Raw genomic sequence first — 19552 nt, 5'->3', positions numbered from 1 at the left:
GCAAGCGCGTATAGACGCCTGTCGGACACACCGCTCCGGGTTGGAAAGTTTCGCGATGTCGCAAAAGATATTGGTGATCGAGGACGATAGGACGACGGCGGATTTCGTCTGCAAAAGCCTGATCGAACAAGGCTTTCTGGTCGACCATGCCAGCGACGGGCGCGACGGCCTGTTCCATGCGACCGACGGCAGTTACGACGCGATCGTCCTCGACCGCATGCTGCCCGGCATGGACGGCATGGCGGTGCTGGCCGCGATGCGCGCCGCGCACATCGCCACCCCCGTCATCATTCTCTCGTCGCTCGGCGCGGTCGATGCGCGGGTCGAAGGGCTGACGTCGGGTGCAAGTGATTATCTCACCAAGCCGTTCGCCTTTTCGGAACTGCTCGCCCGGTTGCAACTGCTGATGGCCAGGCCATCGGGCGCGACGACCGCCGAAACGATTCTCGCGTGCCAGGACCTGGAGATGAACCTGCTCAATCGCCGCGTCACCCGTGCCGGCAAGCGCGTCGACCTGCAACCGCGCGAGTTCCGCTTGCTCGAATATCTGCTGCGTCACAAGGATCGGGTGGTGACCCGGACGATGATGCTCGAGGGCGTCTGGGAATATCATTTCGACCCCGGCACCAATGTCGTCGACGTCCATGTCAGCCGGCTGCGCCGCAAGGTCGACGATGGGTTCGACAAGCCGCTCGTCCACACCATTCGCGGCGCCGGCTATATGCTCGGCGATCCGGACTAGGCCGTATGCGTTGGGGCAACAGCACGATCGTCCGCCTGACGCTGATGCTCGTGCTCGCGCAGGTCGCGGCGCTGGCGCTGGGGCTGACCGTCATCCACCGATTCACCTCGGCGACGATCCTGTCCGACGCGCGCACCGCCGCCGAAGTCGCGCGCGACGACCTGATCGACGATTACCGCCAGCTCGGCCTGCCCGGCCTGATCGAGGCGATCGATTACCGGTTGAAGGCGCGCGACGATCGCAATTTCATCGTCCTGCTGAAAGCGCCGGACGGAAAGCGCCTGGCGGGCAATCTGCGCGAATGGCCGGCGACCGTCGCCGACACCGCGCACTGGCGACAAAGGTCGCTCACCCGCGAAGGCGCCACCGCCGCCGAACCGATGGGCGTGGTCACCGCGCGCCTGCCCGGCGGCTATGCCCTGCTGACCGGCGAGACATTGGAAGCGCAGCGCCAACTGGCCGAGGCCAGCGAGACGGCCTTTTTCTACGCGCTCGCCGTCGGGCTTTTGATCGCTGCGCTGATGGCCGCGCTCGTGGCGTGGATATTGGCGCGCCGGATCGATGTCTTCTCACGCGCGGCCAACGCGTTTGTCGGCGGCAAGCTCGACACCCGCGTCGAGCGCGACGAAACCGGCGATGCCTTCGACCGGCTGGCGCTCTCGATCAACGCGATGTTCGGCCGCATCGCAGGGCTGGTGCGCGAACTGCGCATGGTGACCGATTCGATGGCGCATGATCTGCGTTCGCCGGTATCGCGGATGAAGGCGCGCCTCGAACAGGCGCTCGGGCGGACAAAGGATGCGGAGGCGCAGGCCGCGATCGCCGGCGCGATCGAGGAAGCCGACAGCCTGCACCGCCTGCTCGACACCGCGCTCGAGATCAGCCGGGCCGAGGCCGGTATCGGCCGCGACCAGTTCACGCGCTTTGCCCTGCGTCCGATGCTCGATGACACGGCGGAGGTCTATGGCCCGCTGGCCGAGGATCGCGGCTTTGCGATAGTGGTCGATGCGCCCACCGAACTCGACATATTCGCCCACCGCGAATTGCTGATGCGCGCGCTGTCGAACCTTGTCGACAATGCGCTCAAATATGCCGCCGGCGGGTCGACGATCCGGATCGGCGCACACCCGATGGACGGCAACACCATCGACCTGACGGTGGACGACGACGGTCCGGGCCTGACCAGCGAGCAGATGGCCGAAGCCGCGCAGCGCTTTGTCCGCCTCGACCCGGCGCGCGGCGGCACCGGAGCGGGGCTTGGCCTGTCGCTCGTCGAAACCATCGCCCACCTGCACGGCGGCACGATGCGACTCGAATCCCATTCTCCGCATGGGCTGCTGGTGCGGCTGGCCTTGCCGATCGCCGCCGAGCGTCACCTATCCTAGATATGCACGGCATAGGTGATGACGAAGCAGGCGATCGTCATCAACAGCATCGCAGCGATGAAGCTGGCATCGGCGAGTTGCTCGAGCCGATGCAGCCGCCGCGACGAATTCAGCCGCAGGGCGAAATAGGATGACAGCATCGCGGTGAGGAACAGCAGCGCGTCGATCGCCAGCAAATCGTCGGCGGCCGTCGTGCGCCGGGCGACGCTGATGCTGACCTGCAAGATGCCGATCCCCGTCAAACAGACGCCGACCATCGCCGCCGCGATCGGGCAGATCAGCCGGCACGTGCGCTCGTCGAGCTCGGCGCTGGAAACGGGCAAGGCCATGTCATCCTCCGCAGGACGCGCAACCGAAGGAGCCGCGGATATCCTGCGCGTGCAGGACACCGCATAGCTGCGTCAGCGCTGCCGGTGCATGGCCAACAAATTACGCGGCGGTAATGTCATTGCTCCGTGCGCTCGATGGTTCGCCCGGCCCGGCCCCTGTTTCGGATTTGTCGGCGCCCTCACACCCAGGCGCCGCTCGCTTTCGATCGGTAACCAAGCGCGCGATAGGCGGCGTCGATGAGCAGTTGCGCGCGATCGCCGACCATCACGCCCGCGCCCATCCGGTTCATCGTGTAGCCGAACCCCATGCGCGCCGCGGGATCCGCGAAGCCGACCGAACCGCCAAAACCGACATGACCGAACGCATCCTCGGAGAGGAGGAGCGTACAGTCGACGAGATGCGAAGCCGGCCGGTTGTCGGTCGTCTTCATGAAACCCAGCCCGAACCGCATCGGCATCAGCAGCGTCGCATCGAGGTGGCTCGCGCTGGCCGTCCGCCCCATGCGGGCGACCGTATCGGCGGCAAGCAGATCGCCATTGGCGAGCGCCGAATAGAGGGTGGCCAGCCCCCGCGCATTGGTCATGCCGTTGAGCGATCCGATCTCGACCGGCCAATAGGCCGGGTCGTTGCAGTCATAGGCGCCGTCGTTGGTCATCATCAGCGTGAAGGGCGCACCGGGTTCATTCTCGATCGCATGGTTGGCGCGCGACTGGCCGCCGAACAGCGGATCGGTCGGATAGACCATCGGCGCCACCCGCCGATGTTCGCTGGTCGGCAGGCCGAGCCAGAAATCGGCACCCAGAGGCACCGCCAGCTCGCTGCGGATATATTCGCCGAGCGGCACGCCGACGGCGCGGCGAAAAAGCCCGCCGAGCGTCCAGGCATAAGTATGGCCGTGATAGCCGTGGCGCGTTCCCGGAACCCAGAACGGGCGCTCGGCAGCGACGCGGTCGCACATATAGTCGAAATCCGCGAAGCCCCCCGGCTTCACCGGATCGCGCAGCGCGGGAACCCCGACCGAATGATCGAGGATCATCGCGACGGTGGCATCTTCCTTCCCCTCGCGGGCGAATTCGGGCCAATAGCGGGCGATCGGCGCGTCGAGGTCGATATGGCCCCTCTCGACCGCGTGATGCGCGGCGATCGCCGCGATGCCCTTGGTGCTCGACCACACGATCGAGATCGTGTCTTCGTCCCACGCGTCGCCGCCCACGGCCTTGCGACCGCCCCAGAGATCAACCGCAAGCCGCCCTTCGTGAAAGAGCGAGAGGCTCGCGCCGACCTCGCCCCGCGCCTCGAAGTTCGCGGTGAAGATATCCGCCAGTTCTGCAAAAGCGGAATCCACATGCCCGTATATGGTGCCGGCAATCGTCGAACGCTCGATCCGGTCAAATGTCATCAGCCTCTCCTGTCGATTTCCAGATAGCGCCGCGCCGTCACCGGAGCGTCGCGCCGGCAAAGCCCTGCTGCTCGCGCCAGTCGGTGACCATCTCGACCCAGGCGAAGAGACCGCCGGGGTAAACGGCGTCGGTGAGTCCCTTGCCGCGCTTCACGGGCATGCCCTCGTTGTTGAAATAACCCGGCGTGCAAGCGGCGTGAAAGGCGACATCGGCCTCGCGCGCATCCACGATCGCTTCGACATAATCATCCTCGGCCTGTGCGCTCGCTTCGATTTCGTCGAAGCCGCGTTCGCGCACCAGCTCGATCGTCCGGGCAAGATGGCGCCCCTGGCGCAGCATCATCTCGGTATAATTGATCGTGAGCCCGACATGCACCGTTCCCATCAGGAACAGGTTCGGAAAGCCGTGGATCAGCGACCCGTGGAGTGAGCGCGCGCCGTCGCGCCAATGTTCGCGCAAGGTCACCCCGCCACGCCCGGCGATCTCATAGCCCTTGCGGGAGGACAGGTCGCTGGCAAAGCCCGAGGCGAAGATGATCGCATCGACGGGATATTCGCTCCCGTCGACGACGAACCCTGTTTCGGTGAGCCGTTCCAGGCCGGCGGCTCCGCTCACGTCGACGAGTTCGACATTGTCCCGGTTGAAGGCGGGCAGATAGAGGTCGTTGAAAGTGGGTCGCTTGCAGAAATAGCGGTACCATGGTTTCAGCAGCTCGGCGGCCGCGTCCTTGTGGACCACGCGGTCGATGCGACCCCGAAGTTTCGCCATATAGCGAAGGTCGGCGCGCTCGGCGGCTTCCGCGGCTGCCTCGGCCGAAACATCGCTTTCCTTCCGGTCGCCGCCATAGACGCTGGCAAGCTCCGCGGTCGCGTGCGTCCAGCCATCGTCGACCAGATCCTCGTCCTGCTGGCCGCCGAGGACGAGCGTCGAATAGTTGAGCATCCGGCGGTCCTGCCAGCCGGGTTCGAGCGTCGCCGCCCAGGCGGGGTCAGTCGGTTTGTTCAGCCGCTCGCCCACGACGACCGGCGTGCGCTGTAGGACATAAAGATGCGCGGCCGACGGCGCGATATAGGGAACAGCCTGCACCGCCGAAGCGCCGGTTCCGACAACCGCGATCCGCTTGCCCTCCAGCCCGGTGCAATTGCCCGACGCGTCGCCGCCGGTATACTCATAGTCCCAGCGACAACTGTGAAAGATGCGACCGCGAAAGGCGTCGAGGCCCGGAAGGTCGGGAAGCCGCGGCTGATCCTGGCCACCGCCCGCCATGACGACGAAATTGGACCGGATCGTGTCGCCGCGGTCGGTGCGCACCGTCCAGCGCTCGGCGTCGGACCAGCGCACGTCGGTCACGCCGGTATGAAACAGCGCATCCTTATAAAGGTCGAAATGCCGCCCCAACCGCTGGGCATGCGCGAGGATTTCGGGCTGGTGCGAATATTTCTCGCTGGGAATATAGCCGGTTTCCTCAAGGTACGGCAGATAGATGTAGGATTCGACGTCGCACTGCGCGCCCGGGTAGCGGTTCCAGTACCACACCCCGCCAAAATCCCCCGCCGTGTCGAGAATGCGGATCGGCCCGACCCCGCATCGGCGCATCTCGATCGCCGCGATCAGCCCGGCAAAACCCGCGCCGATGACAAGCGCCTCGACCTGTTCGTCGCGCGCCGCGCGCTCGATGCGCGGGACATAGGTGTCGGCAAGGTCGATCGCGATCCCGGTATCGGGCGTGCGATACGCGGTCCGGCCGCGGCGTCCCGCACGCTTATCACGTTCGGCACCATATTTGGCGCGTGCCCATTCGAGATCGTCCTCGGCGGCGGGCATCACATCGTCAAGCATCGGGGAGGCCTTTCTGCGGGGGACAGCGGACAGCGGGCGCCATGATCAGGCGCCCCCGCCAAAGTGGCGCGAGAGGAAGCGGCAAGCGCGCGCGAGCGCTTCGGCGCCCTCGGGGATCGCGGGAAAGAACCAGGGCCAGACATGGACCATGTCCGCGCGCAGTTCGACATCGACATCGACGTCGGCATCCCCCAGCGACTTCGCGAGGTTGAGCGCGTCGTCCATCAGCACCTCGGCGGTTCCCGCCTGGATGAAGACCGGGGGGCAGCCGCGAAAGTCTGCGAAGGCGGGAGAGACGCGCGGATCGCTGACCGCGATGTCGCCGGCGTAAAAGCCGGCCATCCGCGCGAGCAGGTCGGCATTGGCAAGCGGATCGACGTCGCGCTTCAAGGTTCGCGATGTCGCGGTGTCCGAAAGGTCGGCCCAGGGCGACATGCAATAGATGCTTGCCGGCAGCGGGCGCTGCTCGCGCAGCAGTTCGGCCACCAGGGCCATCACCAGCCCCGCGCCGGCGCTGTCACCGACGAGGGCGATCTTCTCGCCGCCCGCCCCTGCAAGCAGGTCCGAATAGGCCAGCTTCAGATCCTCGAGCCCGGCGGGATAGGCATGTTCGGGCGCAAGGCGATAGTCGATCACCGCCACCCGGCTGCCCGTCTGCCGCGCGATCTCGCCGCCGAGGTGACGGTGCGAGTCCAGCCCGCCGATGCAATAGCCGCCGCCGTGGACGAGCAGGATCGCGTGGCTGGGGGCCTTCGACACACTAAGCCATTCGGCAGGCCGGCCGCCGAGCGTCGCCTTTTCGACCAGGACATCGGGCGGGAGCGGGAAGGCGTCGCCCATGGCGCGGTACGCCTCGCGCATTTCCATAATGTCGGTCGGCATGGGCGAGGCGAACAATTGTTCGACGAGGGATTGGAAGGCGTCGCTGGGCATGGTCCTCTCCTTTGCGGCGGTTCAGGCGGCCGAACGCGCGGGCGCCATGTCGAAACCGCGATAATCTTGCTCGACCGTCTCGCGGCAGACCTGCAGGAAAAATTGCTGCCCCAGCGTGTAGAGGAGCATCTTCCGTTCGTTTCGCCCGGCGATGTTGTGATTGATCCCGGTGAACCAGCTGTTGGTCTTGCCGGCGAGCAGGAGGTCGGCCTGGTCGAGAACCTGTTTTGTCCAGTCCTGCTCGGCCGCCACCGTGGCCTCGCATCGTGCCAGGCCGCGGCGCTCCATATGCCCGACAAGGTCGGCGATGAATTCGACATTCTGCTCGGCGCAGCGCGGTACGTTGCAGAAGGTCGCGCCGCTGTGCGGGCCGACGATCATGAAGAAGTTCGGAAAGCCGTGGCTCTGCAGCCCGAGGAAGGTGACGGGACCGTCGTCCCACTTCTCCCGCAGCGTGAGGCCGCTCTGCCCCATGATCTCGATGCGGTCGAACGCCCCGCGTACCGCGTCGAAGCCCGTTGCATAGATGATGACATCGAGCGGCACGAACCCGCTGTCGAATGTCATGCCGCCCGGCGTGATCGCGCGCAGCGGGTCGGCGTTGACGTCGACGAGATCGACATTGGGCTGGTTGAACACCTCATAATAGCCGGTCTCCATCGGCACCCGCCGGGTGCCGAAGAGATGGTCGGTGGGAATCAGTTTCTCGGCCGTTTCAGGGTCCGTCACGCGCTCGCGGATCTTGCGCGCCAGAAAATCGCTCGCGAGCCGCGCGGCCTTTTCATCGACCGACAGGTCGGCGAAATTGCTCAGCCAGAAGGCGAAACCGCGCTCGCCATATTTTTGTTCGTAGAACGCCTCGCGTTCCGCATCGCTGACGTCCGACGTCGAACGCGGGTCCCAATTGTGGAGAAAGCCCGCGTCGCTGCTTCGGCAGGACTCGAAAATATCGGCATAGCGCGCCTTGATGTCCGCCATTTCATCGGGCGCGATCGGCGCGTTGCAGAGCGGCTTGCTCCAATTGGGCTCCTTTTGCACCACGGTAAGGTGGCCCGCGATCTTGGCCACCTCCTGGATGACCTGGATCCCGGTCGCGCCGGTACCGACCACGGCGACCCGCTTTCCGGACAGGTCGATGCCGCCGCGCGGCCAGTCGGACGTGTGGAAGGACGCCCCCGCGAAACTGCCGCGTCCCGGAAAATCGGGAATGACCGGGATCGACAATATTCCGATGGCGGTCACCAGATATTTGGCACGCACTGCATAGCCGTCGTCGCAACGCACCACCCAGCGACCGTCCGCCTCGTCCCAGTGCGCCGAGACGACCCGCGTCGCGAAGCGGATGTCCTTTCGCAGGTCGAGCTTGTCGGCGACGCGCCGAAGATAGGCGAACGTCTCGGGCTGCGGCGCGAAATGCTCGCTCCAGTCCCACTCCTGAAGCATCTCCTCGTCGAACGAGAAGCAATAGCTGTAGCTTTCGGAATCGAAGCGGCAGCCGGGGTAGCGGTTCCAGTACCAGGTGCCGCCCACTTCGCTGCCCGCCTCCAGCGCCTGGACGGTGAGTCCCAGGCCGCGCAGAAGATGAAGCTGGTACATGCCCGACATGCCGGCACCGATGACGATCGCATCGAGTTCGATCATGGATTTCACTCCTGGGGAAAGACGTCCCGGCCAGGCGCTGGCCGGGACAGGGGGAGGAGTCAGAAGCGGAAGCTGACGTCGACGCCGTAGGTGCGCGGCTCGCCCGGCACGGCGAGATTGTATCCGCCCGCGGTGCCGAGCCCGATGCCGCCCACGAAATATTCCTTGTCGAAGATGTTCTTGGCAAAAAAGGCTGCCGAGACCCCCGACCCGCCGATATTGTCGAGCCCGATCCGCGCGTTCACCAACTCGTAGGAGGGAAGCAGCGTCCCCGGCGCGCCGCTCTTGCCATAGTTGGAGAAATAGAGGCTCGACTGGGCATAGACATCGAGGCGCGCGCGCAGTTCGCCCGTGTTCCCCCCGAGCGGCGTGGTCACGTCGATGTAGCCGCTGCCCGAATATCTGGTCACGTCGGCGAAGGTCGTGAAATCGATGAAGGTGCCGAACAGCGTCTGCTGCGTGTCGCCGCGATATTTGGGATCGGTGTGGTTGAACGAACCGCCGATCACCACGCCGGGCGCCAGCGTGACCTCGGCATCGAACTCAACCCCCTGAAAGGTGGCGCCGTCGGCGTTGACGGTCGCACCGCCCGGTCCGACATCGGGGAAGGTCAGATAAGCAATGCGCTGGATGCCATCGACCCAGCTTTTATAGACGGCGAGATTGGCGCGCGTGCGCACCGTGCCGAGATGGCCGTTGAACTTCGCACCGAGTTCGACATCCTCGATCTTCTCGGGGTTGAAGGTATTGCCGCCGAGTTCGGCGATCGCGTTCACCGGCGGCGCGTTGTAGTTGAAGCCGCCGCCGCGCCAGCTGCCACGATAGGTGCCGTAGAAGAAGAGCGAGGGCGTCGCCTGATATTCGAGGCCAAGCGTCCAGCTCGGTTCGCTGTCCTTGCGTTTTTCAACGATCCCCGCCGGATAGAAGGGCGCGAAACCCGACACCTCGGTGAACTTGTTCCGCTCCTGCGTGTAACGGATGCCGCCCGTCGCGCTCAGTTCGTCGGTGAGCTTGAACGACAACTGCGCGAACGCGCCGATGCTCGAGATGTCGAAATCGCCCTCGAGACGATTGCCAAGCGGCAGGCTGCCGCCGAACACCGGGCCGAGGATCGGATTGGCAACGGGGCCGAGGTCGAAATAGTTGAAGTCCTGCCCGCTCGTCCGTTTCTCGTTCGAATAATAGATGCCGACGATATAGTTCAGCCGGTTGTCGATCGCCTCGCCCGACAGCTGCAATTCTTCGGACAGCGATTCGACGCGATTGAGCGTCTGCACGCGCCCGTAAAAGGGGAGCGGGCTACCGTCCTGGTCGAACAGCGAGATATTGCGGTTGTACGAATAGCCGGCGATATTCTTGATCTCGGCGCTGTCCGAGATCGCGATCGTGGTCGTGTTGATGATGAAGGCGCTTTTGGCGTCGAGCCCGGTGTCGGCGTCAAGATAGGTGGCGCGATTGCCCAGTGCGCGCTGGATCGAGACATATTCGCCGTAACCGCCCGCCGGGCTTCCCGGATAGGCGGCCCGCAGCGCCGCATAGGCGCCCGGTCCGGCCAGCGTGTCGAGTATCGGACTGTAGAAAGTGGTCAGCGTCGCGGGAAGCACCTGCCCATTCGGCCCGACCGACCCCGGTTCGTTTGCGGAGAAGGCCAGCAGCGGATCGCCATTGCCCTTCGTGCGCCCATATTGCGCAACGAACTTCGACTCGATCTTATCGCCGATCTCGAAACTGAGCGAGGCGCGCACCGACCAGCGATCGATATCGTTGAGGCGTTCGCCATTGACCAGATTGCGAACGAAGCCGTCGCGCTGGTCGATCATGCCCGCGACGCGGAGGCCAGCGCTGTCGCCGAGCGGGACGTTCAGCATCCCCTCGGCCTGCCAGGCTCCCAGATTGCCGACGCGGCCGCGCGCAAAGCCGCGAACCGCATCGAATTCGGGGTCCGCCGTCGAAAAGAGCACCGCGCCGCCGGTCGTGTTGCGCCCGAACAGGGTCCCCTGCGGCCCCTTGAGCACCTGTACCGAGGCGAGATCGTACAATGATCCCGCGCTCAGCGCGTTGGTCTGGAACTCGTTCACATAGGTCAACACGCCGGGCTGCGACACGCTGAACGCATCGATCGACTGGCCGCGGATCGCATAGCTGAACTGGCTGCTACCCTGCGTCGAACGAACGATCAGGCCGGGAGTCGCGGTCTGCAGGTCGGCTTCCGAATTGATGCTTCGCGACTGCAACGCGTCGCTGGTCAGCACCGAAACCGCGACCGGCGTGCGGCTCAACCCTTCCTCGCGCCGGCGCGCGGTGACGACGATGTCGCCGTCGGTGGCGTCGGGAGACGTGTCGGCCGCGTCCGCGGGTGCCGCAGCATCCTGCGCCTCGGCGGCCAGCGGATATGCCAGGGCCAGCGACAGCAGGCTGCTCGCCAGCAAAAAGCGGACTTGGTGCACGGATTTCGGATTCATGGCTTTCCCTCTCCCATCGACCGCCGCGCTACGGCGGCTGTGTCAGCCGCTCCCATCGCGGCCACTGCTCATTGTCGAGCTTTTGTCGAGGCCCATGTTCTCCGATGTATGCGAACCTGTCAAATGGTTTTTGGAACGCATAATTCGTATAAATGGTACCACATGCGATAATCGCAGAATTTTCTTGAGTTACGGGCAGCTTGGTATCATGCCCGCCTCGGGCGATCCGGCTCGCGGTGACGTCGAGGGAGGCATATGGGTTCGAATAAACGCCTCGATTCGATCGACCGGCAAATCATCGCGATTCTCGCGCACGCGCCCCAGACGTCCAACCGTGACCTGGCGGTAAAACTCGGCGTGGCCGAGAGTACCATATCGGTCCGCGTCGACACGTTGATCCGCGAGAAGGTGATCAAGCTTTCGGTTCAGCAAAATATCGCCAAGGCTGGCTATGGCGTATTGGGCTGGATCGATGTGAGCTGCGCATTCGGGGAAGCCGAAAGGATTGCGGAAGAAGTCGGCAAGATCGAAAACGTCTTTTCGATCTCGCTTTTTTTCGAGAATCCCTTCCTTCAGGTGATGGTGTTCGTGCAGAGCGCGGCCGACCTTCGCGACCTGATCGAGAACAGGATCGGTACCATAGCCGGGGTCAGCGGAATCGCCGCGGATGTTTCGATCGGCGAAGCGTGCATCAAGCAGGGCATCGCATCGCTGTGAGCGGGCCTTTCATCCCCGACGCGATCGACCGGCGCATCATGGCCTTGCTTCATGACGATGGGCGAACGAGCAACCGGGCGATCGGGCGACAGCTCGAACTGTCGGAAGCCGCCATTCGCAAGCGGCTGAAACGCCTCACCGACTCCGGGCTGATTACATATGGGCTGCTGATCGACGTCGCCGCCACGAACATGCGGATATTCGGCTGGATGTATATCGAGGTGCATCCCCTGCATCTGAGCGCGGCGTACAAGGCAATCGCCGGCATGGATCGCTGCTCGGGCTGCGCGATGAAGACCGGAGCATATAACCTGCTCGCGCATATGTATGCCAAGGATCAGCGCGCGATGACCGCCACGATCGAAAACATCTATCGTATCGAAGGCGTGACACGCGTCACTTTTCGGCAGGTCAACAAATATCCGACGCACCGGCACGAGTTCATCGTCGACACACGCGAGCATGAGTTCCGCAGTTGGCACGGCAACGTGGTTCATGCCGACCCGCCCCAATAGACTGTTGAGCGAGACAATGCCGAAGCGCCGATATTCGATTGTTGGTCGAAAATAGCCGCTCTCGGGAGCGCGCCTAACGCGGGCGCGAACAGCGCAGATGGAGCGCAAGGCGCCCTGTGCAAAGCCGCAAGGCCTGGTCACACCGGCTGGCTGGGGCGGCAGGATTCGAACCTGCGAATGGCGGCATCAAAAGCCGCTGCCTTACCACTTGGCGACGCCCCAACGGGCCGGTGCGAGGGCGCTCTATAGCGCCGGGCGCATGAATGGCAAGGCAGGCTTAGAGCCGCGTCACCCAGCCATGCGGGTCGGCCGAACGGCCGCGCTGGATGTCGACGAGCTTGTCCTTGAGCATCGCGGTCACCTGTCCGGGGCCGCCGGCGCCGATCGTGAAGGCGGTGTCGCCGCGCGTGACTTTGCCGACCGGGGTGACCACCGCGGCGGTGCCGCAGGCAAAGCTTTCGGTCAGCTTGCCGCTTTCCGCATCGGCCTGCCACTGGTCGATCGCATAGGGCTCCTCGCGCACCGTCAGCCCGGCGTCGCGGGCGAGCGTGATGATCGCGTCGCGGGTGATGCCGGGCAGGATCGTGCCGGTCAGCGGCGGGGTGACGATGCTGCCGTCGTCGAACACGAAGAACATGTTCATGCCGCCCAGTTCCTCGATCCAGCGATGCTCGGCGGCGTCGAGGAAGACGACCTGGTCGTGACCCTTGGCGATCGCCTCGCGCTGCGCGACGAGGCTCGACGCATAATTGCCGCCGCATTTGGCGGCACCGGTGCCGCCGGGCGCGGCGCGGGTGTAATCCTCCGACACCCACAGCGAGATCGCGGGAGCGCCCGAGCGGAAATAATTGCCGACCGGCGAGATGATGACGAGGAACTGATATTCGGCGGCCGGCTTGACGCCGAGGAACACCTCGCTCGCGAACATGAAGGGGCGCAGGTACAGCGCGCCGCCGTCGACCGGCGGGAACCAGTGGGCATCGGCGGCGACAGCTTCCTTGACCGCGGCGATGAACAGCTCCTCGGGCAGTTCGGCCATCGCCATGCGACGCGCGCTGGCGTTGAAACGCGCCGCATTGGCATCGACGCGGAACAGCGCCATCGACCCGTCGTCGAGCCGATAGGCTTTCAGCCCCTCGAAGATTTCCTGCGCATAATGGAGCACCGCGGTCGCGGGGTCGAGCGTCAGCGGGCCGCGCGGCATCACCTGCGCATCGTGCCAGCCCTTCTCCTCCGAATAGCGGATCGAGACCATATGGTCGGTGAAGACGCGGCCGAACACCGGGTCCGCGATTGCCGCCGCGCGTACCTCGTCCGCGACCTTGCTGGGGTGCGGCAGGTGGGTGAAGGCGGGGAGCGACATGCGGGAACCTACTCGGTCAGGGGGTGAATCGAGGCCGCCTCTTGCCAAAGCGCGGCCCTTCGCGCAACGCTGGTGACTATGCCGAACGATAATTTTCTTTCACAAGTCCCCAGTGCCTCGGCCCTTTTCTTGCGCGAGGAAGAGGTCCGCCGCGGTATCGAGTTTCTGTTTTTCGCCCATGCGTCGCTATGGCGCACGATCGACGCGCGGCTGGCCGAGCAGGAATTGGGCCGCGCCCATTACCGCGCGCTCTATTTTATCGCGCGCCAGCCCGGCCTCGCGATTTCGGACCTGCTCGCGCTGCTCGGCATCACCAAACAGTCGCTGGGACGTGTGGTGAAGGACCTCGAGGCGCGCGAACTGCTGACGACGCGTCCCGGCGGCCGCGACCGGCGGCAAAAGGAGCTGCGGCTCACCGACGAAGGCCGCGCGATCGAGGCGGCGATCTTCGCACTTCTGCGCGACGCGATGAGCCGCGCCTATACCCATGCGGGGCAACAGGCGGTGACGGGGTTCTGGCAGGTCAGCGAGGCGTTGCTTCCGGCCCGCGAGCGCGAACGGGTCGGCAAATTGGGGAGCGAAAACTGAGCGTCGCCCCCCCGCGTAGGCGGGGGCCGCTAGAAGTTCGACACGGCGAGGCTGAGATATGCCGACAACGGCCCCCGCCTTCGCGGGGGCGACGTCAGCCTTCCCCGCGCGCGATATCGGCGAGTTCGCGGCCGCGATCGCGCGCGGCGCGCAGCACATTGGTCATCAGCGCGACGAGCTGGCCGCCCTCGTCGAGGATGTCGAGTCCCGCCTGCGTCGTGCCGCCTTTGCTCGCGACCTGTGCAACGAGCACCCCCGGCTTGTCCTCGCTGTCGGCGAGCAATGCGGTCGAGCCGCCGAAGGTCGCAAGCGCCAGCGCCAGCGCGTCCTCGCTCGACAGGCCAAGCCGTTCGCCGGCCGCAGCATAGGCTTCGATCAGGCGAAAGACGAAAGCCGGGCCGCTGCCGGTGAAGGCGGTGACCAGATCCATCGTCGAATCGTCGGCGAGCGGCACGACCTGGCCGAGGGGTTTCAGAAGCGCGGTGACCGCCTTGTCGTCGGTCCGGCCAAGGCTGGCGACCGCCGACACCCCGGCGCCGATCCGCGCGGCGAGGTTCGGCAGGATACGCACCTGTGCGCGGGCATTTGGAAAACGCGCGACAAGATCGGTCAACGACACCCCGGCGAGGATCGAGAGCAGATGGACGTCGTCGGTCACCTGCGGCGCGAGTTCGCCCGCGACTTCGCCGAGTTGCTGCGGCTTCATGCCGAGCATGATCCAGTCGGCATCGCCGCCCGCCGCCTGCCATTCGGCGAGTGCGGCATATTGGACGATGCCTTCGCGCGGGGCCGCCGCCGGATCGACGATCGCGACCTGCGCGGGATCGAGCCCCGCAGCCAGCCAGCGGTCGAGCATCGCACCAGCCATGTTGCCGCAGCCGACCAGCAACAGCTGGCCGGAAAAAGTCCGCAATGTCTTGGTCATGGTCTTTTCTTTTCGTTGTTACCGACAGCTGCTGTCCGGACCCGAAAGCAGGTCGAGGCAGCGGCCGTCGATCTTGGTGGCGTCCACCGGCAGTCCGATCAGCCCCGCCAGCGTGGGGAGGATATCGACCGTCATCACCGCATTGGGCTGTTCGAAACCGGCCAGCCCCTTGCGCCAGAACAGCATCGGTACGCGCCGGTCATAATCCCACACCGATCCGTGCGTCGCGACATAACCAAGGCCGGATTCGGGGATTGGGGTCACGCGCGGTTTGAGCACGACGACGAAATCGCCCGAACGCTGCGGATTGTAGGACGCCCGCAGCTTGTCCATCATCGACCAGACGTCGGGCGAACGCTTCGAGATTGGATATTTCGCCAGTTCCTCACCGGTCACGACGGCTTCGACCTGCGGATGCGCGCGCCAGCGCGCGAGCAGCTCGGCCGACGCCGCCTTGCGCTGCGCCGGGGTCAGCGCCTTCGACAGATACATGTCGCCGAACGGGCCGTCGCTATAGAGCAAAGGCTGCGGCAGGCCGAGCTTTTCGGCGACCGCCTTGCCCAGTTGGTCGGCGTCGAGACCGCGGTCGACGCGCTCGGCGGCGGGCCAGGCATTCTGGCGGTTGCGCTCGGGCAGGTCGTGGCCGCCATGGTCGGCGGTCAGCGCGACTGCATAATCGATGCCGCTTGCATCGAGCCGCGCGAAGAAATCGCCGAGTTCGCGGTCGAGACCCGCCATCTGCAGGCACATTTCGCTGCCCTCGGTGCCATAAGTGTGGCCGACATAGTCGGTCGCCGACAGCCCGACGATGAGCAGGTCGGTGGTGTCCCCCTCGCCCATCTTGCGCGTCTGGCGCAGCGCGGCGGCGGTCGCGAGGACCGCGCCATCGGCTTCGGGCGAGGCCATGAAGCCGCGGAAATTGCCGGCATCGCGCGCGAGGCGACCGGTGCCGACGGTCCCGCCCTTGTCGATCGGAATCGCGATATCCTTGGCCGCGCAATCGGCGGGCAGGAGCAGCGGCGGGCGCGGCTGCGCCATCGCCGCGGCGATCGCCGCGCCGGCCTGCGTCGCGACGGGCGACAGCGCCGTGCCGCGATAGCTGGTGAGCCCGGTGGGGACGAGCCACATCAGCTCGTCGGCCTGGTGCCCGCCCATCATGATCGCGGCGCGGTCCTTGCCCGCGACCGACACGACCTGTGTCCGGGGATCGCGCGCCTTCATCAGGTCGCCGAGCGTCGGGACGAGCAGATGCTTGACCGATGCGGCATATTTTCCGCTGCCCGAGGTCGTGCCGGTCACGCTCTCATCCTCGGCGCAATAGACGCGCTTGTCGTCGCGCGGCGTCGACAGGTCGAAATAATTGTTCGCGATGATCCCGGTGTGCGCGGGGTGGTTGCCGGTCAGGATCGTCGAATGACCCGGGCAGGTTTCGGTCGCGCCATGCGACTGATAGCCTGCGGGGAAGACGACGCCCGAGGCAAGCCGCGCGAGGCCGCCAGTGAATTTACCACGATATTCGGCGAAGATGTCGGCCGAAAACTGGTCGACCGCGACCATGACGATCAGCTTGGGCGGCGGCGTCTGCGCGGTGACCTTCTGTACAGGCGCGGCCGCATCCTGCGCGAAGCTGGCACCGGCTCCGGCGACACAAAGCGCGGCGGCGAGGGCGGTGTTGAGATATTTCATCTTCACGGGCGGCTTCTCCGATACAGGGGGTGTCAGCGCGGGCTGTCCTCTCGACGAAAGCCGCCTATATGGCAAGCCTCGAACGATGGATGGACATAGGACGGGCATGGATCGCAGCAGGGACGCTTTTGTGACAGGGGCTTGGCGCACGCTGCTCGCCATGCTGGCGCTGGCGACGCTCGCCCTCGCCCCCGCCCGCGCGCAGCCGGTGAACATCACGCCCGAACTGATCGCCGAGTCGCCGACGCCCGCGCCGGGCACGACATCGACGCTGGCGCTGAGCATGACGCCCGGCAAGGGCTGGCACGGCTATTGGCTCAACGGCGGCGATGCCGGGTTCGGCATGTCGGTCGACTGGAACCTGCCCGAAGGCGTGACCGTCGCCCCCTTCCGCTATCCGGTGCCCGAGGCGCTGATGCTCTTCGGCATGATGAACCATGTCTATGAGCATCCCTATGCGCTGCTCGCCGATATCAGGGTCGACCAGAGCGTCGCGCCGGGGACCGACCTGACGCTGTCGGGTATCGCCAACTGGCTCGCCTGCACCGACAAGATCTGCGTGCCCGAAAAGGCGGTGGTGTCGGTCAAGCTGACCGCAGGGGACGGCAAGGTCGCGGCGGCGTCGCGCGCGCGCTTCGACGCGTGGCGCGCGCGGCTGCCGCAGCCGCTCGACCGGCCGGGGACGTGGGAGCGCCGCGGCCAGACCTTGCGCTTCGGCATCCCCCTGCCCGAGGGTACCGCGATCGATGCACCGCACCTGTTCCTCGAAACACAGAATCTGATCGATTATCCCGCCCCGCAAAATTTCAGCCGCAACGGCGACTGGATCATCGTCGAAACCCGCGCCAATGGCGACGCCACCGGGCAGGTGGCGGGGCTGGTCAAGCTCGCCGACGGGCGCGGGCTGACGGTGACGTTCGAACCGGCCGCGGTGCGTGCGGCCGGCGAACCGATCGCGGTCGCCAAGCCGGGTATCGACATGGGGCTGTTCTGGACGGCGCTCGGCGGCGCGATCCTCGGCGGGCTGATCCTCAACCTGATGCCCTGCGTGTTCCCGATCCTCAGCCTCAAGGCGCTGAGCCTCGCGCGCTCGGGCGGCAATGCGCGCGAAGCGAAGGTCGAAGCGCTCGCCTATACCGCGGGCGCGGTGCTGGTCAGCCTCGCGCTCGGCGGCCTACTGCTCGCGCTGCGCGCGGCGGGCGAGCAGGTCGGCTGGGCGTTCCAGCTCCAGCATCCACTGAGCGTGTTCATCCTGCTGCTGCTCGCGATCGCGATCACCCTCAACCTGCTCGGCACTTACGAACTGCCCTCCTTCGGCGGCGGGCAAAAGCTCGCGGACCAGGGCGGCGCGGCCGGCGGTTTCTGGACCGGCGCGCTCGCGGCCTTTGTCGCGACGCCGTGCAGCGGGCCGCTGCTCGGTGCCGCGCTCGGCGCGACGCTCGTGCTCCCAGCATGGGCCGCGCTGCCGATCTTCGGCGGGCTGGGGCTGGGGCTCGCCCTGCCCTTCCTCGCCATCGGCTTCCTTCCCGCGCTGCGTCGCCGCCTGCCCAAGCCGGGACCGTGGATGGCAACCTTCCGCAAATGGATGGCGCTGCCGATGGGGCTGACGGCACTGGCGCTCGCGTGGCTGCTGTGGCGACAGGCGGGTAACGCAGGATGGCAGTCGGCGCTCGCCGCCATCATCTGGTCCATCGTGTTCTTTAACGCGCTCGGACGGCAACAGCGCGGACAGGCGGGCTGGCGGGCTGTTCTCTTTTTCCTCTTCGTCGCGGTCGCCATCACGGCGATCAGCGGAAGAGGGCTGGTCCATGCCGCTCGGAACGATGCCGAATCGACCATCGCTGGCGACCGTTTTTCCCCCGAAGCCCTCACCACTGCCCGCGCCTCGGGTAAGCCCGTCTTCGTCTATTTCACCGCCGACTGGTGCCTGTCGTGCAAGGCGAACGAGGCGGGCGCGATCAACCGCGAGGCGGTGCAAGAGGTCTTCAAGGCGAAGGGCGTCGTCACCCTCGTCGGCGACTGGACCAATGGCGACCCCGTCATCACGCGGACCCTCGCCGAACATGGCCGCAACAGCGTGCCGCTCTATCTCTGGTACGCCCCCGGCGCCGACAAGCCCGAGATTTTGCCGCAGATCCTGACCCCCGGCACGCTGACGGATTTGGCCACAAAATGACATTTCCGTTCGTCATTGCGAGCGCAGCGAAGCAATCCAGAGCGGTTTACGCCACCCTGGATTGCCGCGTCGCTTCGCTCCTCGCAATGACGGGATTGGGTTGATGGCGAAGATCCGCGCTGACCAGTTGCTTGTCGACTTAGGCCTCGCCGAAAGCCGGACGCGGGCGCAGGCGCTGATCCTCGCCGGGCTCGCCTTCATCGGCGATCGCAAGGTCGACAAGGCGGGGCAACAGGTCGCCGCGGATGCCGCGATCAGCGTCAAGGGCCGCGACCATCCGTGGGTGTCGCGCGGCGGGGTCAAGCTCGACCATGCGCTGGCGCATCTCGGCTGGGACGTGGCGGGCGCCGTCGCGATCGATGTCGGATCCTCGACCGGCGGCTTCACCGACGTGCTGCTGAGCCGCGCCGCCGCCCGCGTCTATGCGGTCGATTCGGGAACCAACCAGCTCGCATGGAAGCTGCGGCAGGACGACCGCGTCATCGTCCACGAACAGACGAGCGCGCGCATCCTGACGGCGGCGCATATCCCCGAACCCATCGACCTGATCGTCTGCGACGCGAGCTTCATCGCGCTGTCGAAGGTCCTGCCGGTGCCGATGTCCTTCGCGAAGGACGGCGCGCGGATGGTCGCGCTCATCAAGCCGCAGTTCGAGGCCGAACGCGGCGAGGTCGGCAAGAAGGGCGTTGTCCGCGATGCGGCTGTGCATGCGCGTATATGCACCGAAGTGCGAACTTGGCTCGAAGGCGAAAGCTGGTCGGTCGTCGATCTGGTCGAAAGCCCGATCACCGGACCCGAGGGCAATGTCGAATTCCTGATCGCCGCCGTCAAAGGTCCCGCTTGACGCTGC

16 protein-coding genes and 1 tRNA gene are annotated in these 19552 nt (G+C 65.7%); 7 read left to right on the top strand and 10 right to left on the bottom strand.

What is annotated here, in order from left to right; translation table 11 throughout:
* Positions 1–55 precede the first annotated feature (55 nt).
* Together ASD67_RS09885 and ASD67_RS09880 are read left to right on the top strand one after the other, a co-directional pair.
* Positions 56–742 (top strand): winged helix-turn-helix domain-containing protein, encoded by a 687-nt coding sequence (locus tag ASD67_RS09885; RefSeq protein ID WP_056347247.1) that lies wholly within the window; start codon positions 56–58, stop codon positions 740–742.
* A gap of 5 nt (positions 743–747) precedes the next feature.
* Positions 748–2127 (top strand): sensor histidine kinase, encoded by a 1380-nt coding sequence (locus tag ASD67_RS09880; RefSeq protein WP_056346412.1) that lies wholly within the window; start codon positions 748–750, stop codon positions 2125–2127.
* Here the strand turns inward: ASD67_RS09880 and ASD67_RS09875 are convergent.
* The 6 genes from ASD67_RS09875 to ASD67_RS09850 all read right to left on the bottom strand — a co-directional run bounded on the left by ASD67_RS09875 (position 2124) and on the right by ASD67_RS09850 (position 10732).
* The gene (locus ASD67_RS09875; protein ID WP_056346410.1) at positions 2124–2456 is read right to left on the bottom strand and encodes a hypothetical protein; all 333 of its coding nucleotides are present in this window, start codon (positions 2454–2456) and stop codon (positions 2124–2126) included. The two genes, ASD67_RS09880 and ASD67_RS09875, sit on opposite strands and share 4 nt — an antisense overlap.
* Positions 2457–2635: 179 nt before the next feature.
* Positions 2636–3856 (bottom strand): serine hydrolase domain-containing protein, encoded by a 1221-nt coding sequence (locus ASD67_RS09870; RefSeq protein WP_056346407.1) that lies wholly within the window; start codon positions 3854–3856, stop codon positions 2636–2638.
* A 37-nt stretch (positions 3857–3893) separates the two neighbouring features.
* Positions 3894–5696: a flavin-containing monooxygenase gene (locus tag ASD67_RS09865; RefSeq protein WP_056346405.1), complete on the bottom strand. Its 1803-nt coding sequence runs from the start codon at positions 5694–5696 to the stop codon at positions 3894–3896.
* A 45-nt stretch (positions 5697–5741) separates the two neighbouring features.
* A complete protein-coding gene (locus ASD67_RS09860; RefSeq protein ID WP_056346404.1) occupies positions 5742–6629 on the bottom strand; it encodes an alpha/beta hydrolase in 888 nt (295 codons plus the stop codon).
* A 21-nt stretch (positions 6630–6650) separates the two neighbouring features.
* Positions 6651–8270 (bottom strand): flavin-containing monooxygenase, encoded by a 1620-nt coding sequence (locus ASD67_RS09855; RefSeq protein WP_056346402.1) that lies wholly within the window; start codon positions 8268–8270, stop codon positions 6651–6653.
* 59 nt (positions 8271–8329) lie between these two features.
* Positions 8330–10732, bottom strand: coding sequence for a TonB-dependent receptor (locus tag ASD67_RS09850; protein WP_056346400.1), 2403 nt, complete (start codon positions 10730–10732; stop codon positions 8330–8332).
* A 255-nt stretch (positions 10733–10987) separates the two neighbouring features.
* Between ASD67_RS09850 and ASD67_RS09845 the strand changes: the two genes are divergently transcribed.
* Both ASD67_RS09845 and ASD67_RS09840 read left to right on the top strand, forming a co-directional pair.
* Positions 10988–11449 carry an Lrp/AsnC family transcriptional regulator gene (locus ASD67_RS09845; RefSeq protein WP_056346398.1) on the top strand — a complete coding sequence of 154 codons (462 nt, stop codon included), beginning with the start codon at positions 10988–10990 and terminating at the stop codon, positions 11447–11449.
* The gene (locus ASD67_RS09840; protein ID WP_056346396.1) at positions 11446–11964 is read left to right on the top strand and encodes an Lrp/AsnC family transcriptional regulator; all 519 of its coding nucleotides are present in this window, start codon (positions 11446–11448) and stop codon (positions 11962–11964) included. The genes ASD67_RS09845 and ASD67_RS09840 overlap by 4 nt, the downstream gene beginning before the upstream one ends.
* 147 nt (positions 11965–12111) lie before the next feature.
* On the opposite strand, the gene ASD67_RS09835 is transcribed toward ASD67_RS09840, so the two are convergent.
* Positions 12112–12186 (bottom strand) — tRNA-Gln (locus tag ASD67_RS09835).
* A gap of 55 nt (positions 12187–12241) precedes the next feature.
* Entirely contained in the window at positions 12242–13327 is a 1086-nt protein-coding gene (locus ASD67_RS09830) for a branched-chain amino acid aminotransferase (RefSeq protein WP_056346393.1), read from the bottom strand.
* 78 nt (positions 13328–13405) lie between these two features.
* On the opposite strand from ASD67_RS09830, the gene ASD67_RS09825 reads away from it, so the two are divergent.
* A complete protein-coding gene (locus ASD67_RS09825; protein WP_056346391.1) occupies positions 13406–13915 on the top strand; it encodes a MarR family winged helix-turn-helix transcriptional regulator in 510 nt (169 codons plus the stop codon).
* A gap of 94 nt (positions 13916–14009) precedes the next feature.
* On the opposite strand, the gene proC is transcribed toward ASD67_RS09825, so the two are convergent.
* Both proC and ASD67_RS09815 read right to left on the bottom strand, forming a co-directional pair.
* Entirely contained in the window at positions 14010–14840 is an 831-nt protein-coding gene (proC, locus tag ASD67_RS09820; protein ID WP_056346389.1) for a pyrroline-5-carboxylate reductase, read from the bottom strand.
* Between the two features lie 18 nt (positions 14841–14858).
* A complete protein-coding gene (locus ASD67_RS09815) occupies positions 14859–16526 on the bottom strand; it encodes an alkaline phosphatase family protein (RefSeq protein ID WP_056347245.1) in 1668 nt (555 codons plus the stop codon).
* A 106-nt stretch (positions 16527–16632) separates the two neighbouring features.
* Between ASD67_RS09815 and ASD67_RS09810 the strand changes: the two genes are divergently transcribed.
* On the top strand, positions 16633–18702 hold the full coding sequence (locus ASD67_RS09810) for a protein-disulfide reductase DsbD family protein (RefSeq protein ID WP_056346388.1): 2070 nt from the start codon (positions 16633–16635) through the stop codon (positions 18700–18702).
* Positions 18703–18805: 103 nt separating this feature from the next.
* Positions 18806–19546, top strand: a complete 741-nt coding sequence (locus tag ASD67_RS09805; protein WP_056346387.1) for a TlyA family RNA methyltransferase — start codon at positions 18806–18808, stop codon at positions 19544–19546.
* The last annotated feature ends 6 nt before the right edge of the window (positions 19547–19552 follow it).

The sequence above is a fragment of the Sphingopyxis sp. Root1497 genome (assembly GCF_001427085.1).
Classification (GTDB): domain Bacteria; phylum Pseudomonadota; class Alphaproteobacteria; order Sphingomonadales; family Sphingomonadaceae; genus Sphingopyxis.
Note: the sequence above shows the minus strand (reverse complement) of the source record. Positions and strands in the feature narration are given on the sequence as shown.

Excerpts from the sequence above, each read along its gene's own strand:
- ASD67_RS09885 (WP_056347247.1), top strand. The coding sequence starts at position 56 with ATGTCGCAAAAGATATTGGTGATCGAGGACGATAGGACGACGGCGGAT.
- ASD67_RS09880 (WP_056346412.1), top strand. The coding sequence starts at position 748 with ATGCGTTGGGGCAACAGCACGATCGTCCGCCTGACGCTGATGCTCGTG.
- ASD67_RS09875 (WP_056346410.1), bottom strand. The coding sequence starts at position 2,456 with ATGGCCTTGCCCGTTTCCAGCGCCGAGCTCGACGAGCGCACGTGCCGG.
- ASD67_RS09870 (WP_056346407.1), bottom strand. The coding sequence starts at position 3,856 with ATGACATTTGACCGGATCGAGCGTTCGACGATTGCCGGCACCATATAC.
- ASD67_RS09865 (WP_056346405.1), bottom strand. The coding sequence starts at position 5,696 with ATGCTTGACGATGTGATGCCCGCCGCCGAGGACGATCTCGAATGGGCA.
- ASD67_RS09860 (WP_056346404.1), bottom strand. The coding sequence starts at position 6,629 with ATGCCCAGCGACGCCTTCCAATCCCTCGTCGAACAATTGTTCGCCTCG.
- ASD67_RS09855 (WP_056346402.1), bottom strand. The coding sequence starts at position 8,270 with ATGATCGAACTCGATGCGATCGTCATCGGTGCCGGCATGTCGGGCATG.
- ASD67_RS09850 (WP_056346400.1), bottom strand. The coding sequence starts at position 10,732 with ATGAATCCGAAATCCGTGCACCAAGTCCGCTTTTTGCTGGCGAGCAGC.
- ASD67_RS09845 (WP_056346398.1), top strand. The coding sequence starts at position 10,988 with ATGGGTTCGAATAAACGCCTCGATTCGATCGACCGGCAAATCATCGCG.
- ASD67_RS09830 (WP_056346393.1), bottom strand. The coding sequence starts at position 13,327 with ATGTCGCTCCCCGCCTTCACCCACCTGCCGCACCCCAGCAAGGTCGCG.
- ASD67_RS09825 (WP_056346391.1), top strand. The coding sequence starts at position 13,406 with ATGCCGAACGATAATTTTCTTTCACAAGTCCCCAGTGCCTCGGCCCTT.
- proC (WP_056346389.1), bottom strand. The coding sequence starts at position 14,840 with ATGACCAAGACATTGCGGACTTTTTCCGGCCAGCTGTTGCTGGTCGGC.
- ASD67_RS09815 (WP_056347245.1), bottom strand. The coding sequence starts at position 16,526 with ATGAAATATCTCAACACCGCCCTCGCCGCCGCGCTTTGTGTCGCCGGA.
- ASD67_RS09810 (WP_056346388.1), top strand. The coding sequence starts at position 16,633 with ATGGATCGCAGCAGGGACGCTTTTGTGACAGGGGCTTGGCGCACGCTG.
- ASD67_RS09805 (WP_056346387.1), top strand. The coding sequence starts at position 18,806 with ATGGCGAAGATCCGCGCTGACCAGTTGCTTGTCGACTTAGGCCTCGCC.